We start from the raw sequence: 14952 nt of genomic DNA on the forward strand, positions 1-14952 counted from the left end.
TGCTGCCCGCCGCCGCGGGGTGCGGTCCCGGAGCGGGCCCGGGCGGGGGCGCCGGGGCGGCGGTGGCCGAGCCCGCGCGCGTCGTGCGGGTGGTCGACGGCGACACCCTGATCGCCCGCCTGGGCGGCGAGGACGTGCGCGTGCGCCTGCTGGGCGTCGACGCCCCGGAGAGCGTCACGCCCGGGCGGCCGGTCGAGTGCCACGGCGTCAGGGCGGGCGCGCGGCTGCGCGCGCTGCTGCCCGCGGGCGCGCGGGTGGAGCTGGCCGTCGACCCCTCGCAGGGGCGGGAGGACCGCTTCGGCCGCCTGCTCGCCGAGGTGACCCCCGCCGGCGCCCTCACCACGGCCAACGAGGCCCTGGTCGCGGGCGGCGACGCGCGCGCCTTCCGCGGCGACGGGCGGGCGCGCCTACTGCCCCGCCTGCTGGCCGCGGAGCGCCGGGCGCGTGCCGCGGGCCGCGGCCTGTGGGGCGCGTGCGCGGGGCGCTGACGCGGCCCCGGAACGCGACCGGGGGGCCCGAAGGCCCCCCGGTGGTACCGCGCGGTGACGGAGGGGCCTAGGCCTCGGCCGTCTTGGGCTTCGGGGTGACCGCCGCGGTGATCTTGGCGGACACGATGCCCAGGATGACGCCGCAGACGAGGGTCACCCAGGTGGAGAACCAGACCCAGCCCCACGGGGTGGAGATGAGCCCGCCGAAGGCGCCGGCGCCGGCGGTGGCCGGGTCGCCGAGGGCCTGGACCGTGTTCTCCGTGCCGCCGCCGTTCGGGACGTAGCCGTCCAGGCCGGTGGCGATCCACCAGAGGAACACGGATGCGAACGCCGGGAAGGTACCGGCGACGTAGTACCAGTCGCCCGCGATGAGGATCATCACGAGGATGAACGCGAAGATGCCGACCCAGAGGGCGATGCCCCAGAAGTCGGGCGCGTCGGCCGTCTTGAACGCCAGCGGCATCGTCACGAGGGCCGCGACGGCGCCGAAGGTGCAGGCGATGAAGATCTTGCCGAAGGCGGCGTTGTCGCCACCGGCGGCGAAGAACAGGCCCCAGGAGATGAAGGCCGTCGGGAGGATCAGGTGGAAGTTCTCAGGAAGACCCAGCTGACCGTCGCCGGCGAGCTCGTCCTGCACCGTGACCCAGTGGAACGTGAAGTTCAGCGAGAGCTCGGTCCAGAGGAAGGACAGAACCCCGATGACGATCGCGAGCGGCGCGATCGCTTTGGCGCGAGCGCTCATAGAGACACTTGCTCCTTCGTAGAAGTACGGGGGAAACCGCCACCAGGAGAACGGGATGAAGTCGGTGGCGGGGTCGCGGCGTCGGGACCGGGCCCTCCACCGCGCGGCCAGCATACGGCCGGCTCACTGTTCGTGGCAACCGTTGCATTCCCTTTAACGCGACGCTAAGCGCGCGCGTTCCGGCGGTTAGGGCGCGCCGGTCTCCCGGACGAGGTCGATGACCGCGGCGGCCAGCGCGGGGGGGCTGTGGCGCACCATGCGGCCCTCCTCGGCGAAGGCGCCGGCGACCACCCGCACGCCCATCGCGGCGAGCCGCGCGACGTCGGCCACGACCGGCTCCTGCCCCTCGGCGGCGTAGGCGGCGGCGGCCTCCGGGTCGAGGGCGCCGTCGTGCACGAGCACGGTGTCGACGCCGCCGGGGGCCGCCTCGAGCACGCGCTCCACGTGGGCGGCGGCGTCGAGCCCGTCCGTCTCGCCCGGCTGGGTCATGACGTTGCAGACGTAGACGCGCGGGCCCTTCACCCGCCGCAGGGCCGCGGCGACCTCCGGCACGGCGAGGTGCGGCAGGACGCTCGTGAACAGGCTGCCGGGGCCGAGCAGCACGAGGTCCGCCTCCTCGATCGCCCGCAGCGCCGGCGCGTGGGGGGTCGGCTCGGGCTCGAGCCACACCCGCCGGCACGGGCCCACGCCGGCGCCGATCGTGCTCTCGCCCGCCACGATCGTCCCGTCGGCCCGCTCGGCGCGCAGGCGGATCTGGTCGAGCGTCGAGGGCAGCACGCGGCCGCGGATCTTGAGCACCCGGCTGCACTCCTGGATGGCGAGGTCGAAGCTGCCGGTCACCTCGGCCAGCGCGGCCAGGAAGATGTTGCCGAAGGGGTGCCCCGACAGCCCGCCGTCGGCGAAGCGGTGCTGGAAGAGGGTGCCCATCAGCGACTCGTCGTCGGCGAGGGCGACCAGGCAGTTGCGCACGTCGCCCGGCGGCAGCACGCCCAGCTCGCGCCGCAGCCGCCCGGACGAGCCGCCGTCGTCGGCGACCGTCACCACGGCCGTGATGTCGAGCGGCGCGCGCTTGAGGCCGCGCAGCAGGGACGCGAGGCCGGTGCCGCCCCCGAGCGCGGTGATGCGCGGCAGGCGGCTCACGGGCCGGCGGGGCCGGGGGCGACGCTGGCGTGCGCGATGTGGCGGTGGGAGGTGCTCACGTCGAAGTCGCCCGCGTAGCGGCGGGCCAGCCGCTCCGTGATCGCGACGCTGCGGTGGCGGCCCCCGGTGCAGCCGATGCCGATCACGACCGAGCTCTTGCCCTCCTGCGCGTAGGCCGGCAGCAGGAAGTCGATGAGCGCCTCGAGGCGGGCCATGAACTCGGCGGCCCCCGGGTCGGCGAAGACGAAGGCCGAGACCGCCTCGTCGATGCCGGTCAGCTCGCGCAGGCCCGCCTCGTAGTGCGGGTTCTGGAGGAAGCGCACGTCGAAGACCAGGTCCGCGTCGCGCGGCATGCCGTGCTTGTAGCCGAAGGAGACGAACTGCACGTGCAGCCGCGGCCGCCCGTCGGGGCTCATGAGCGCCTCGGCCACGCGGCGGCGCAGGTCCCAGATCGACAGGCCGGTGGTGTCGATGACCACGTCGGCCCGGGCCCGCACGTCGGCCAGCTCGTCCCGCTCGCGGGCGATGCCGTCGGCGACCGCGCCGCCCGGCGAGAGCGGGTGGCGCCGGCGCGTCTCGCGGAAGCGGGTGATGAGCGCGTCGTCGGAGGCCTCGAGGAAGACGACCCGCGGCCGCAGCCCACGGGCGGCCTCCACGCGCTCGAGGGTCGGCTCGAGGTCCTTGAACCAGACGCCGCCGCGCACGTCGCAGACCACGGCCGCCCGCTCCACCCGCGAGCCCTCCAGGAGCACCAGGTCGGCGAAGGCGGGCAGCAGCCCCGGCGGCAGGTTGTCGACGCAGAACCACCCGGCGTCCTCGAACGCGCCCATCGCCTGGCTCTTCCCCGCCCCGCTCATGCCCGTGATGATCGTGAGCTCCATCAGCCCTCCCGCCCGCGGCCGCCGACCGTCGCCGCCGCGCCCCCGGGCGCGGCGGTGCGGTGGAGCCTGTCGTACACGTCGCGGGCCACCTTCGCCGGGACCCCCGGGACCGCCTCCAGCTCCTCGCGGCTGGCGGCGAGGAAGCGGTCGGCGGAGCCGAAGTGGCGCAGGATCGCCGCCTTGCGTGCCGGGCCGACGCCGGGCAGGGCGTCGAGCACGCTCTCGGTCATCCCCCGCCCGCGGCGACCGCGGTGGTGGCGCAGCGCGAAGCGGTGGGCCTCGTCGCGCACGTGCTGGAGCACCCGCAGGGCCGACGAGCCCTCGTCGAGCAGCAGCGGCTCCGGGCGGCCCGGGCGGAAGACCTCCTCGCGCTGCTTCGCCAGGCTGACCACCGGCACGCCCCCGACGCCGGCCTCGCGCATCCCGGCCATCGCGGCGGCGAGCTGGCCCTTGCCGCCGTCGATCACCACCAGGCCCGGGCGCGCCGCGAACGAGGGGTCGTCGCCCGGGTCGAGCAGGCGGGCGAAGCGCCGCCGCAGGGCCTCGCGCATGCGGGTGAAGTCGTCCGGGCCGCCCTCGTAGCGCATCGTGAAGGTGCGGTAGTGCGACTTGGCGGGCGCGCCGCCCTCGAAGACCACCATGGAGGCCACGGCGTAGGTCTCGCCCAGGTTCGAGATGTCGTAGCACTCGATGCGCGCCGGCGGGGCCGGCAGCCCCAGCCGCTCCTGCAGGTCGGCCAGCGCCTCGCGGCGGCGCCCGCGCGCCCGCTCGTGCTGCCGGCGGTCCTGGTCGAGCGCGAAGCGCGCGTTGCGCTCGGCCATTTCGGCCAGCTTGCGCTTGTCGCCGCGGGCGGCCGCGCGCACCTCCACCCGGCTGCCGCGCCGGTCGCCCAGCAGGGCCTCGAGGTCCGCCGCCGCGCCGTCGGCGTCGCGGCCCACGATCACCAGCGACGGGATGGCCAGCGCCAGCGAGTAGTACTCGTAGGCGAACTGCACCAGCACCGTGCCCGGGTCGTCGTCGCCCATCGTGTCGAGGAAGAACGACTGGCGGTCCTGCAGCACGCCGTCGCGCACCTGCAGCACCTGCACGTTGGCCGAGTCGCCCTCCACCGCGATGCCGAGCACGTCGGCCGTGCCGACCGACTCGGCGGTCGCGAACTGGCGCTCCATCAGGTGCCGCACCGCGGTGAGCCGGTTGCGCACCGCGGCGGCCCGCTCGAACTCCTGGGCTTCGGCGGCCGCGCGCATGTCGGCCTCGAGCTGGCGCTCCAGGCCCCGGTAGCGGCCCGACAGGAAGTCGGTGATCTGGTCGATCAGCGCCCGGTAGTCCTCCCGCGAGACGTAGCCCACGCACGGCGCCAGGCAGCGCTTGATGTGGTAGTCGAGGCACGGCACCCCGGACGGCCGCCCCGGCTCGCGGCCCTCGCAGGGGCGGCTCGGGAAGATCTTGTTGATCGCCTTCAAGGTCTCGCGCACCTTGTAGGCGTTGGAGAACGGGCCGAAGTAGACCCGGTCGCGCCGGTGCTTCTCGCGCGTGAAGTAGACCCGCGGGTACTCCTCGTCGAGGCTGATCCCGATGTAGGGATAGCTCTTGTCGTCGCGCAGCCGCACGTTGAACGGCGGGTGGTGGCGCTTCACGAGGTTGCCCTCGAGGATCAGCGCCTCGCTCTCCGAGCGGGTGAGGATCGTCTCCACGCGGGCGATCCGCTCGACCATCTCCACGACCCGCGGGTGAAGGCCGTTGCGGGCACGCATCGGCCCGGGGCCGACCTCCTCGCCGGGGCGCAGGGGCGCCTGGAAGTAGGACAGCACCCGCTTGCGCAGCGACTTCGCCTTGCCGACGTACAGCACGCTGTCGGCCGCGTCGCGGTAGATGTAGACCCCCGGGCCCGCGGGGAGTCCCGCAAGCTGCTCGCGGAGGGGGCTGGTGTCGCTCACCCCTCCCAGGATAGGCCGCGCCGCAAGCCGTCAGCCCGCGCCCCGCCGCCCCGGCCGGCCACCCCTGGCGCCCGGCCCGCGGCATGCGGCAGCATCGTCCCCATCGCCCCCGCCGACCCCGAGCCCGAGCCCGAGTTCGAGGACCGCTTCGCGGGCGACGCGCTCGACCCCGCGAAGTGGATCCCCCACCACCTGCCCCACTGGAGCGGCCGCGAGCGGGCCGCCGCCCGCCACGAGCTGCGCGACGGCCGCCTGCGGCTGCGCATCGACGCCGACCGGCCGCCCTGGTGCCCCGAGCTCGACGGCGCGGTGCGCGTCTCCTCGCTGCAGACCGAGGTGTTCGCCGGCCCCCTCGGCGGCACCGTGGGCCAGCACCGCTTCCGCCCGGACGCGGTGGTGCGCGAGGAGCAGCCGCCGCGGCGCCTGTACACCCCGCACCGCGGCCGGGTGGCCGTGCGGGCCCGGGCGCTCCACGACCCGCGCGCGATGGTCGCCGTCTGGATGATCGGCTACGAGGACCGCCCCGAGCGCTCGGCCGAGATCTGCGTCTGCGAGATCTTCGGCCGCGACGTCGGCCCCGATCGCGCGCTCGTCGGCATGGGCGTCCACCCGTTCGGCGACCCCGCGATCACGGACGACTTCGCCAGGGTCGAGCTGCCGGTCGACGTCCGCGGGCTCCACGTCTACTCGGCCGACTGGGGCGCCGACGGGGTGATCTTCTCGGTCGACGGCGAGCCGGTCCGCACCGTCGGCCAGTCGCCGGACCACCCCATGCAGCTCATGCTCGGCATCTACGAGTTCCCGCCCGAGGGGGGCGAGGACGCCCGTCCGCCGGAGGCCTACCCGAAGGTGTTCGAGGTCGACTGGGTGCGAGGCTGGGCGCCGGAGCGCACCCGGCCCTCACGCGCCCGCGGCCCGACGACGTAGACCATCACCGGCTGGACGACGCCCGTGTCGGGCCAGCGCAGCCGCATGGTCACGGTGCCGAGGCGGCGCGGCGCGGCGTAGACCAGCGCCGGCGTCAGCCGCCCCCGCGCGGGCCGGCGGCTCACCCTGAGGCCGCCGCCCGCCCGGCAGGCGCGGGGCGCCAGCGCCACCGTGCGGCCGGGGCGGACGCTCGCGACCAGCGTCGGGCAGACGCCGGTGCGCGGCGCGGCGACCGCCGAGAAGAGCTGCGACGCGGCGGACCCGGGCATGCCGGGCGCCGCGCCGGGCATGGCCGCCACGCCCGTGCCCACGAAGCGCCAGGCCGGCTGCTCGATGTTGCGGCGGTGCCCCGGCGAGGCCAGCCACGCCGCCAGGGCCGAGCGGGCGTCGAGCGGCGGCGCGGCCGCCGCGCGCATCAGCAGGTTCTCGTAGGCGTACCCGCTCGTGAAGCCGCAGGTCTGCGCCCGCGTCTGCGCCGTGCGCGACGGCGCGCGGCCGAGCCCGGGGTCGTCGTGGCCGCCGTACGCGCGCGCCAGCACGTCGCGCGCCTTCCACGCGGCGGCGCGCGCGAGCACCGGGTCCTCGCGCACCGGCCGCAGCCCCGTCGCGCGCCGGTGCCGGTTGACCTCGGCCAGCAGCTCGGCGCCCCAGCCGGGGTCGACGACCCCGGCAGGCAGGGCGGTCGGGCAGCCCAGGCGGCTGGCGTCGCGGGCCTGCGCCGCGTCGGGCGTGAGCGCCGCGCCGGCCAGGCCGGCGAGCGCCGCGGCGGCGACCGCGGGGAGGGTGCGTGCGACCACGGGCGCGACGGTACGCGCGCGCCGGCGCGACGTCACCCGCCGATCGGCCAGTCGGACCTCAGACGTCCTCAACGGTCACCTCGCCCCCCTCGTCGACCGAGATGATCGAGCGCTGCTCGCCGCCGAGGATCGCCAGGGCGATCCACACCAGGTCCCAGAGGCCGACGCTGAACAGGGTGATCAGCAGGTGCAGCACGTGGTTCGGGCGGCGGCCGCGGACCGTCACGGCGCCGCCGTCGTACCAGGCCTCGATGCGGGCCCCGCCCGCCACCTGCTCGCGCAGCGCCCGCGCCAGGGCGCGGCTGCGCGCGTCGGACGTCGCGGTCACACGAACCTCCCATCGACGCGGATCAGGCGGACGCCGTCGCCGTGCGGCCCGCCCCCGAGCGCCGCGACGCCGCCCGCGAGGGCGAGGACGCGCGCGACGTAGGCCTGGGTCTCCGGGTAGGGCGGCACGCCGCCGTGGCGGCGGACGGCCCCCGGCCCGGCGTTGTAGGCGGCCAGCGCGAGCGGCACGGAGCCGAACGCGCGCACGTGCCCGGCCAGCAGGCGCGCGGCCGCGGGGATCGCCTGGGCCGGGTCGAAGGGGTCGCGCAGGCCCATGCCCGACGCGGTCGCCGGCATGAACTGGGCGATGCCCCGCGCACCGGCGGCGCTGACCGCCCGCGGGTCGAACCCCGACTCGGCGCGCAGCAGCGCCGCGAGCAGGGCGGGCTGCAGGCCGTGGGCCATCGCCGCCCGCAGCACCGGCTCGCGGTAGGGCGCGGGGACCCAGGCCGGCAGCGCGCCCGCCGCCCCCGCCGCGGAGGCGGCGTCGTCGCCACGGGGGCCCGCGGCCGCGCCGGCCCCGCAGCCCGGGAGGTAGCCCCAGTGCCAGGGCTCCCAGGAGTAGCGCTGCGCGAAGCCGAAGCGGGCGCCGTTGCGGGCCAGCCAGGCGTGGGCGGCGCCGCCGCCCGCCATGTTGAGGTCGAGCTCCGTGGCGTCGCGGTGGCGGCTGCGGCCCGGGGGCGCCACCCAGCGCGGGTCGGGGTGGCGCCGGAAGAGCACCGCCTGCTCCGCGTCGCTGCGGAAGCCGCTCGTCACCACGAGGTCGACGCCGTCGGCCCGGGCGGCCGCGTCCATGAGGTCGAACGCGGCCGCCACGGCCGGGCAGACGGGGCGGCCGTCGCGGTACACCAGCGGCCCCGCGTAGCCGCCGCCGCCCGCCCGGCCGGTGCGGCCGTCGCCGAGCGTGCCGGCCACCACCAGGCCCGCGCGCGCGACGGCCCGGGCGCGCGTGCCCGCCGGGCCCGGCGCGCCGACGACGACCTCGACGGCCACGGGCGGCCATGCGGCGCCCGGCAGGCTGAGCCGCTCCAGGCGGGCGCCCGAGCCCGTCGCGGCGTCGGCGGCCGCCGCCCACAGTCGCCGGCGCAGCGCCGCGGCCGTCCCCGGGCCGTCGGCCGCCGCCCGGCCGAGCTCCGCCCGCAGCGCCCGGGCCGCGGAGAGGGCGGCCAGGTCGGCGGCGGTCTGGGCGCGGGCCGCCGCGAGCTGCGCGCGGCCGAGCGCGAAGGCGCCGACCGCGCCGGCGAGCAGCAGCGCCGCCAGGGCCAGCACGAGCGGCGTGGCGGCGCCGCCCTGGTGGTTCCGCCTCACGGCGTGCGCACCCGGGCGCGGGCGCGGACCGCCATGCGCCCGGCGCCGGGGACGAGCCGGGGCACGGGCACGGCGGCCGCCACGTCGGCGCGGCCGCCGGGGGCGGCCGTCGCCCCCAGGGCCGCGGCCCGGACGCGCCCCTGCGCCTCGAGCCCGGCGCCCAGCACCGCGGCGAGCTGCAGGGCGAGCAGGGCCACGAGCACGAGCAGCGGCAGCAGGGCGAGCGCCTCCACCGCCGCCTGGCCGCGCTGGCGCGCCGCGCGGGCCGGCGTCACGGCCCCCCGCCCCCGGCGGCGGTGGCCGACGCGGAGACGTGGAACCGCGGCACGAGCGGCAGCAGCCGCGGCACGGGCAGCCGCACGCGCACCCGCGCCGGCGCGCCCGCGGCGGTCACGGCCTGGACGCGGGCCCCGCCGGCGTGCCGCCCGGGCAGCGCGGCGCGGGCGGCCGCCTCGGCCGGCGCGCCCACCTCGGCGGCCCGCGCGCCGGCGCGCGCCGCGCCGCCGGCGAGCGTCCACAGGGAGCCGGCGAGGACGATCTGCGCCACCACCAGCGCGGCGAGGACCACGGCCGGCAGCAGGGCGACCAGCTCGACCGCCGCCTGCCCCCGTGGTGCCCGTCGCCCCGTCATGGGACGACGCTAGGGGCGGCCCCCGTGACGGGTCAGCGCGCGGACGTGCCGGGGGCGTGCCGGGATCGTGCAGGCGGCCGGCACGCCGCCCCCGCCCCTACCGGAAGCGGCGGCTCTCCCGGACGACCCAGACGATCACCAGCACCAGCACGGCGATCAGCGCCAGCACGCCGAGCGGCGTGAGCCGGTCCGACAGCAGCGGGAAGCCCAGCAGCAGCAGCAGGACGATGCCGACGCCGCAGGCGATGATCACCCACCGCTGCCACGGCTTCAGCACCAGCCAGGCGAGCTCGTTCTGGCGGAAGTAGTTGTAGGCGAAGGCGATGATCGCCGCCGCGAAGAGGATCTGGATGATGAGGGCGCCGGAGTCGGCGGTGGCGCCGAACCCCTCCTGCGAGACGAAGACCAGGCCGGCGATCGCGGCGATGATCAGCCCGTTCCGGACGCCGACCCAGTTGATCCTCATGGGGCGGCCGACGACTGCGCCTCGGCGGCGAGCCAGTCCGCGAGCTCGCCGAGCGGCATGGTGCCGCGGTCGCCGCCGTGGCGGGCCCGCACCGACGCCGTGCCGGCGTCGGCCTCGGTGTCGCCGACCACCAGCAGGAACGGCACCTTGTCGAGCTCGCCGTCGCGGATGCGGCGGCCGACCGAGCCGGAGCGGCCGTCGACCTCGGCCCGCAGGCCGCGCTCGCGCAGCCGGGTGCGGACGGCCTCGGCGTAGGGCGCGTGGCGGTCGGCCACCGGCAGCACCCGCGCCTGCTCGGGCGCGAGCCAGAGCGGGAAGTCGCCGCCGGTGTTCTCGATCAGGATGCCGAGGAAGCGCTCGAGCGACCCGGTGATCGCGCGGTGGATCATCACCGGGCGCTCCTCCGTGTCGTCGGCCGTCGTGTAGGTCAGGTCGAAGCGCTCGGGGAAGTTGAAGTCGAGCTGGCAGGTGCCGAGCTGCCAGGCGCGGCCCATGACGTCGGTGACCTCGAAGTCGATCTTGGGGCCGTAGAAGGCGCCGTCGCCCTCCTTGATGCCGTAGGGCCGGTCGCCGAGCGCGTTGCGCAGCGCCTCCTCGGCGGCCTCCCACATCTCGGGGGTGCCGACGGCCTTCTCGGGCTTCGTGGAGAGCTTGAGGTCGACGCGCTCGAAGCCGAAGCGGCGGTAGAAGCGGTCGGTGAGCGCCAGCACCGCGCGCACCTCGTCCTGGACCTGGTCGAGGCGGCAGAAGACGTGGGCATCGTCCTGGGTGAACGCCCGCACCCGGAACAGGCCGTGCAGCACGCCCGACAGCTCGTGGCGGTGCACGTGGCCGAACTCGGCGAAGCGCAGCGGCAGCTCGCGGTAGGAGTGGCGCCGGCTGCGGTAGACCAGGCAGGCCCCGGGGCAGTTCATCGGCTTGATCGCGAACCGCTGGTCCTCGACCTCCGCGAAGTACATGTTGTCGCGGTAGTGGTCCCAGTGGCCGCTGATCTTCCAGAGCTCGTCCGAGAGCATCGTGGGCGTCTGGATCTCGTCGTAGCCCATGGTCTCGAGCTCGTCGCGCACCGCCGCCTTGATGCCGTTCACGACGGTCATCCCGCGCGGGAGGAAGAAGGGGAACCCGGGGCCGTAGTCGTCGAAGTGGAAGAGGCCGAGGTCGCGGCCCAGCCGGCGGTGGTCGCGCGCGCGGGCCTGCTCGAGCCGCTCCAGGTGGGCGTCGAGGTCGGCCTTCGATGTGAAGGCCGTGGCGTAGAGGCGGGTGAGCTGCGGGTTCTTCTCGCTGCCGCGCCAGTACGCGCCGGCCACCGACAGCAGCTTGACCGGGCCGATGCGGCCGGTGTCCTGCACGTGCGGGCCGCGGCAGAGGTCGACGAAGTCGCGCTGGCGGTAGAGCGAGACCGTCTCCTCGCCCTGGCGGGCGAGCTCCTCGACCTGGTCGACCTTGTAGGTGTCGTCCCGCTCGGCGAAGTAGGCGCGCGCGTCGTCGATCGACATCACGCTGCGCGCGAACGGCGCCTTGGCGGAGCGGATGCGGGCGATCTCGGCCTCGATGGCCGGGAAGTCCTCCTCGGTGAGGGGCCGCGGCAGCTCGAAGTCGTAGTAGAAGCCGTCCTCGATGGGCGGGCCGAAGCCCAGCCTGGCGCCGGGGATGACGGCCCCGACCGCCTCCGCCGTGACGTGCGCCGCTGAGTGGCGCATCACGTACAGGTAGTCGTCGCCGCTCTTCGGCGTGACGATCGTGATCGCGTCGCCGTCGGCGAGCGGGAGCGCCAGGTCGCGGATCTCGTCGCCCACGCGGACGGCGACCGCGGCCTTCGCGAGGCCGGGCCCGATGGCGGCGGCGGCGTCGTGTCCTGTGGCGCCCTCCGGCAGCTCCAGCCGGGTGCCGTCGGGGAGGGTCACGTGCATCGGGGTCGCACTGTAGCCGACCCGCTTGTCGCGGTGGCGCGGCGCCGCGATGATCCGGCGATGCTGTCGCGGTTCCTCTACGACCCGTCGGGCCGCGTGCGCGTGCGCCGCATGATCCCGGTGGTCGGGGTCTGCCTGGCCTTCGCGATCTTCGGCAGCTTCCTGCTGGTGCTGACGCCGATGCTGAGCGAGCACGAGGGCGTGCGCACCCTGTGGGTGCTGTTCTCGATCTTCCTGCTCAAGTTCCCGCTCATCGCGCTGCTGTCGTGGTTCATCCTGCGCCACTTCGAGTGGCCGGTGAAGCCGCCGAAGTGGAGCGACCCGGAGGCGCGCGAGATCCTCGCCTACCTGCTGGCCGAGGCCGACCGGGTGCAGGGGCGGCCGGACGCCGCCGCGCGCCTCGCGTACCTGCAGCGCGAGGCCTGGAACGTGGCCGACCGCGTGGGCGGCGACGTCAAGATCGACGCGGTCGACGTGGCGGTGCGCATCGACGGGATGGCCGCCCGCCGGCGCGCCCGGCGCCCGGCGCGGTAGTGGCGGTGCTCGAGGGACGCCACGCCGACCTGCTGACCGAGGCGGTCGCGCTCGACGCCGAGGGGTTCCGGGCCATGTTCGACGGCCGCCGCGACGACGCCCGGGCGGCCCTGCGCGCGGCCGCCGGCCGCTACCGCGAGTCGTGGGAGGCCGCCCCGCCGCGCAGCTACGGCCGGCTGGTGGGGATGCTGAAGTCGGCGGTGCTCGCGGGCGAGGGGGCCGCGGCCGCCGCCTACGCGCGCGGCGCGCTCGGGGACGGCTGTGACTCGCCCACCTCCTGCTACGCCCTGGCGGTCGCCGCGCTCGCCCAGGGCGACGACGCCGCCGCCGCGGCGGCGGCGGCGGGCATGCGCGAGGGCGGCGAGGCCTTCGCCCGCACCGCGGACGCCATCACCCACCTGGCCTCGCGCGACGCGCCCCGCTACGCGCTGGCGCTGGCCGAGGTCGTGGCGGGCTTCGAGGCGCGCGACGCGCACCTCACCGGCGTGCCGGTGGCGGACACGGCGATGATGCTCGAGGTGCTCGCCGAGGAGCGCGGCATGGCCGCGCGCCCCGCCTCGCCGCTCATGCCAGGCGGTGCCGCGGGTCGATGAACGCCAGGCGCGCCCGGCCGCGCTGGATGCCGTGCGCGGTGGTGCCGTCGGGCAGGGTCAGGGCGACCCTCCAGCCGAGCCCCCGCACGCCCTCCTGCACCAGCTCGTCCACGCGGGCGACGGTCGCCTCCACCCGGCCGGCGCCGAGCACCTCCAGGGCCACCGTGTCCCCCACCCGCGGCGGCGCGCCGCTCAGGCGACGGCCCCCCACCCGAGCCCGACGAGGTAGAGCACGCCGACCACGGCGAGTGAGCGCACCACCGTCTCGGCGATCCTCCACGCGAGCGGGCGCGGCGGGTACCGGCGGCCGCGGCCGTCCACGATCGTCAGGTCCCCCTCGGTGAGCCGCCTCACGCGTCCTCCCCCGGGCGCACGAACCCCGACTCGTACGCCGCCACGACCACCTGCACGCGGTCGCGCAGGCCGAGCTTGGAGAGTATCCGCGCCACGTGGGTCTTGACGGTCGCCTCGGACACGACCAGCGACGCGGCGATCTCGGCGTTCGACAGGCCGCGCGCCACCAGCCGCACCACCTCGCGCTCGCGCTCGGTGAGCTCGCCGAGCCCCTCCCCCGCCCCGCCCCCCGGACGCGGCCGGCGCACGAAGTCCTCGATCAGCCGGCGCGTCAGCGCGGGGGCGAGCAGGGCGTCGCCGCCCGCGATGACGCGCACGGCGCTCACCAGCTCGTCGCGGCGCACGTCCTTCAGCAGGAAGCCGCTGGCGCCGGCCTTCATCGCCTCGTAGACGTAGTCGTCGCCGTCGAAGGTGGTGAGCATGAGGATGCGGGGCGACGCCGCGCCCTCCGCGCCGAGGCGCCGCGTGGCCTCGATGCCGTCCACGTGCGGCATGCGGATGTCCATCAGGACCACGTCCGGCCGCAGCTCGCGGGCGAGCTCGATCGCCTCGCGGCCGTCCGAGGCCTCGCCGACCACCTCGATGTCCGGCTGGGCGTCGAGGATCATGCCGAAGCCGTCGCGCACCAGGGCCTGGTCGTCGGCGATCAGCACCCGGATGGTCACGGCCCGGCCATCGGCTCGATCGGCAGGCGCGCGGCCAGGCGGAAGCCGCCCCCCTCGCGCGGGCCGGCGTCGAGCTCGCCGCCGTAGCAGACGACCCGCTCGCGCATCCCGATGAGCCCGTGCCCCGGCGACCCGTTCGCCGCGGCCGGCCCGCGGCCGTCGTCGCTCACCACCAGCTCGACGTCGCGATCGCCGTAGCGCAGCAGCACCTCTGCGGTGGCGGGGCCGGCGTGCTTCAGGGCGTTGGTGAGCCCCTCCTGCACGATCCGGTAGGCGCTCAGGTCGGCCCCCGGCGAGAGCGGGCGCGGCGAGCCCTCCACCCGCAGGGTCACCGGCAGGCCGGCCTCGCGGACGTGGGCCACGAGCTCGCCGACCCCCGACAGCCCGGGCTGGGGCGCGAGCTCCGGGGCCTCGTCGGCCATCTCGCGCAGCACGCCGAGCATCGCGCGCAGCTCGGCGAGCGCCTCGCGGCCCGTCTCCTGCACCGCCCCGAGCGGGCGCCGGGCGCGCTCGGGGTCGACGTCGAGCATCGCCTCGGCCGCCTCGGCCTGCACCACCATCACGCTCAGCGAGTGGGCCACCACGTCGTGCATCTCGCGGGCGATGCGGGCGCGTTCCTCGGCCACGGCGGCGCGGGCCTCGATCTCCCGCTCGCGCTCGAGCATCGCGGCCCGCTCGCGCAGCTCCCGCGTCTGCGCGGTGCGCCGGGTGATCAGGAACGCGGCCGTCCAGACGGCGCCCGCGACCAGCGTGGTCGAGATGATGCCGACCGGCTCGCCGAGGATCGTCGTCACCGCGGCCGCGCCGCCGACCGACAGCGCGAGCCCCGCCACGGCCAGGCGCCACTCGCGCGCCGTCCCCGCCACGTACGACGCGGCCAGGAAGCCGAGATAGCCGGCCACAAGGTTGTTGAAGGTGTCCTCGGGGAGCATGGCGGCGGCGATGCCGACCGCGGCCATGACCGCCCCGGTCGTGAGGGCGGGCGCCCGCCCCGCGACGACGAACGGCACCGCGATGAGCACCGAGATGACGGCGATGAGCGGCCGGTCGCCCCGCGCGTAGTCGTTGACCGCGGTCTCGACGAGGCCGCCGACGAGGAGGAGCAGCGCGAGGGCGGCGGGCCAGCCGAGGCGCCGCAGCGGCGCGGGGATCGTCATGCCCGGACGGTACTCCGCCGCCCCGCGCGCGCCATCGGCCGCGCGGGCGGGGCGGGGTCATCCCTGCGGCGGACGGCGGGCCGCCCCGGGGTGGT

19 protein-coding genes are annotated in these 14952 nt (G+C 76.6%); 4 read left to right on the plus strand and 15 right to left on the minus strand.

The genetic code is table 11. The annotated features are described in order from the left end of the window. The first annotated feature begins 62 nt into the window (after positions 1–62). Entirely contained in the window at positions 63–488 is a 426-nt protein-coding gene (locus tag ITJ85_RS11140; RefSeq protein ID WP_217913177.1) for a thermonuclease family protein, read from the plus strand. Between the two features lie 67 nt (positions 489–555). Here the strand turns inward: ITJ85_RS11140 and ITJ85_RS11145 are convergent, their stop codons facing one another. The 4 genes from ITJ85_RS11145 to uvrC form a co-directional block, all read right to left on the minus strand. Next, entirely contained in the window at positions 556–1230 is a 675-nt protein-coding gene (locus ITJ85_RS11145; protein ID WP_217913178.1) for a DUF1097 family protein, read from the minus strand. A 186-nt stretch (positions 1231–1416) separates the two neighbouring features. Then, on the minus strand, positions 1417–2370 hold the full coding sequence (locus tag ITJ85_RS11150) for a gluconeogenesis factor YvcK family protein (RefSeq protein ID WP_217913179.1): 954 nt from the start codon (positions 2368–2370) through the stop codon (positions 1417–1419). Then, complete coding sequence (gene rapZ / locus ITJ85_RS11155; RefSeq protein WP_217913180.1) at positions 2367–3251, minus strand: RNase adapter RapZ; 885 nt, start codon at positions 3249–3251, stop codon at positions 2367–2369. Before rapZ ends, ITJ85_RS11150 begins: the two co-directional genes overlap by 4 nt. Further along, positions 3251–5188 (minus strand): excinuclease ABC subunit UvrC, encoded by a 1938-nt coding sequence (gene uvrC, locus ITJ85_RS11160; protein ID WP_217913181.1) that lies wholly within the window; start codon positions 5186–5188, stop codon positions 3251–3253. The genes rapZ and uvrC overlap by 1 nt, the downstream gene beginning before the upstream one ends. Before the next feature lie 309 nt (positions 5189–5497). Here uvrC and ITJ85_RS11165 point away from each other — a divergent pair, with 309 nt between their 5' ends. Further along, positions 5498–6115, plus strand: coding sequence for a glycoside hydrolase family 16 protein (locus tag ITJ85_RS11165; protein WP_217913182.1), 618 nt, complete (start codon positions 5498–5500; stop codon positions 6113–6115). Here the strand turns inward: ITJ85_RS11165 and ITJ85_RS11170 are convergent. From ITJ85_RS11170 to thrS, 7 genes are all read right to left on the minus strand, one after another. Next, positions 6028–6912 (minus strand): CAP domain-containing protein, encoded by an 885-nt coding sequence (locus ITJ85_RS11170; RefSeq protein ID WP_217913183.1) that lies wholly within the window; start codon positions 6910–6912, stop codon positions 6028–6030. The two genes, ITJ85_RS11165 and ITJ85_RS11170, sit on opposite strands and share 88 nt — an antisense overlap. A 58-nt stretch (positions 6913–6970) precedes the next feature. Continuing rightward, the gene (locus ITJ85_RS11175) at positions 6971–7240 is read right to left on the minus strand and encodes a hypothetical protein (RefSeq protein ID WP_217913184.1); all 270 of its coding nucleotides are present in this window, start codon (positions 7238–7240) and stop codon (positions 6971–6973) included. Further along, on the minus strand, positions 7237–8547 hold the full coding sequence (locus ITJ85_RS11180; protein ID WP_217913185.1) for a transglycosylase SLT domain-containing protein: 1311 nt from the start codon (positions 8545–8547) through the stop codon (positions 7237–7239). The genes ITJ85_RS11175 and ITJ85_RS11180 overlap by 4 nt, the downstream gene beginning before the upstream one ends. Beyond that, positions 8544–8822, minus strand: a complete 279-nt coding sequence (locus ITJ85_RS11185; RefSeq protein WP_217913186.1) for a hypothetical protein — start codon at positions 8820–8822, stop codon at positions 8544–8546. Before ITJ85_RS11185 ends, ITJ85_RS11180 begins: the two co-directional genes overlap by 4 nt. After that, a complete protein-coding gene (locus ITJ85_RS11190) occupies positions 8819–9178 on the minus strand; it encodes a hypothetical protein (RefSeq protein WP_217913187.1) in 360 nt (119 codons plus the stop codon). The genes ITJ85_RS11185 and ITJ85_RS11190 overlap by 4 nt, the downstream gene beginning before the upstream one ends. A 97-nt stretch (positions 9179–9275) precedes the next feature. After that, on the minus strand, positions 9276–9644 hold the full coding sequence (locus tag ITJ85_RS11195; protein WP_217913188.1) for a hypothetical protein: 369 nt from the start codon (positions 9642–9644) through the stop codon (positions 9276–9278). Next, positions 9641–11554 (minus strand): threonine--tRNA ligase, encoded by a 1914-nt coding sequence (gene thrS / locus ITJ85_RS11200; protein WP_217913189.1) that lies wholly within the window; start codon positions 11552–11554, stop codon positions 9641–9643. Before thrS ends, ITJ85_RS11195 begins: the two co-directional genes overlap by 4 nt. Positions 11555–11614: 60 nt before the next feature. On the opposite strand from thrS, the gene ITJ85_RS11205 reads away from it, so the two are divergent. Together ITJ85_RS11205 and ITJ85_RS11210 are read left to right on the plus strand one after the other, a co-directional pair. Next, complete coding sequence (locus ITJ85_RS11205; RefSeq protein WP_217913190.1) at positions 11615–12088, plus strand: hypothetical protein; 474 nt, start codon at positions 11615–11617, stop codon at positions 12086–12088. Between the two features lie 5 nt (positions 12089–12093). Then, a complete protein-coding gene (locus ITJ85_RS11210) occupies positions 12094–12681 on the plus strand; it encodes a hypothetical protein (RefSeq protein WP_217913191.1) in 588 nt (195 codons plus the stop codon). Here the strand turns inward: ITJ85_RS11210 and ITJ85_RS11215 are convergent. From ITJ85_RS11215 to ITJ85_RS11230, 4 genes are read right to left on the minus strand one after another with little or no spacing between them, the layout of a single operon-like run. Next, positions 12653–12892, minus strand: a complete 240-nt coding sequence (locus ITJ85_RS11215; protein WP_217913192.1) for a hypothetical protein — start codon at positions 12890–12892, stop codon at positions 12653–12655. The genes ITJ85_RS11210 and ITJ85_RS11215 overlap by 29 nt on opposite strands. Continuing rightward, on the minus strand, positions 12874–13035 hold the full coding sequence (locus ITJ85_RS11220; protein ID WP_217913193.1) for a hypothetical protein: 162 nt from the start codon (positions 13033–13035) through the stop codon (positions 12874–12876). Before ITJ85_RS11220 ends, ITJ85_RS11215 begins: the two co-directional genes overlap by 19 nt. Continuing rightward, positions 13032–13700, minus strand: coding sequence for a response regulator (locus ITJ85_RS11225; protein WP_246496244.1), 669 nt, complete (start codon positions 13698–13700; stop codon positions 13032–13034). The genes ITJ85_RS11220 and ITJ85_RS11225 overlap by 4 nt, the downstream gene beginning before the upstream one ends. Beyond that, a complete protein-coding gene (locus tag ITJ85_RS11230; protein WP_217913194.1) occupies positions 13697–14857 on the minus strand; it encodes a sensor histidine kinase in 1161 nt (386 codons plus the stop codon). The genes ITJ85_RS11225 and ITJ85_RS11230 overlap by 4 nt, the downstream gene beginning before the upstream one ends. Between the last annotated feature and the right edge of the window lie 95 nt (positions 14858–14952).

The organism is Miltoncostaea marina (genome assembly GCF_018141525.1).
GTDB classification, from domain to species: domain Bacteria; phylum Actinomycetota; class Thermoleophilia; order Miltoncostaeales; family Miltoncostaeaceae; genus Miltoncostaea; species Miltoncostaea marina.

What these genes read in the sequence shown, in the direction of transcription:
- ITJ85_RS11145 (WP_217913178.1), bottom strand. Translation starts at nt 1,230, where the DNA reads ATGAGCGCTCGCGCCAAAGCGATCGCGCCGCTCGCGATCGTCATCGGG.
- rapZ (WP_217913180.1), bottom strand. Translation starts at nt 3,251, where the DNA reads ATGGAGCTCACGATCATCACGGGCATGAGCGGGGCGGGGAAGAGCCAG.
- ITJ85_RS11190 (WP_217913187.1), bottom strand. Translation starts at nt 9,178, where the DNA reads ATGACGGGGCGACGGGCACCACGGGGGCAGGCGGCGGTCGAGCTGGTC.
- ITJ85_RS11195 (WP_217913188.1), bottom strand. Translation starts at nt 9,644, where the DNA reads ATGAGGATCAACTGGGTCGGCGTCCGGAACGGGCTGATCATCGCCGCG.
- thrS (WP_217913189.1), bottom strand. Translation starts at nt 11,554, where the DNA reads ATGCACGTGACCCTCCCCGACGGCACCCGGCTGGAGCTGCCGGAGGGC.
- ITJ85_RS11205 (WP_217913190.1), top strand. Translation starts at nt 11,615, where the DNA reads ATGCTGTCGCGGTTCCTCTACGACCCGTCGGGCCGCGTGCGCGTGCGC.
- ITJ85_RS11230 (WP_217913194.1), bottom strand. Translation starts at nt 14,857, where the DNA reads ATGACGATCCCCGCGCCGCTGCGGCGCCTCGGCTGGCCCGCCGCCCTC.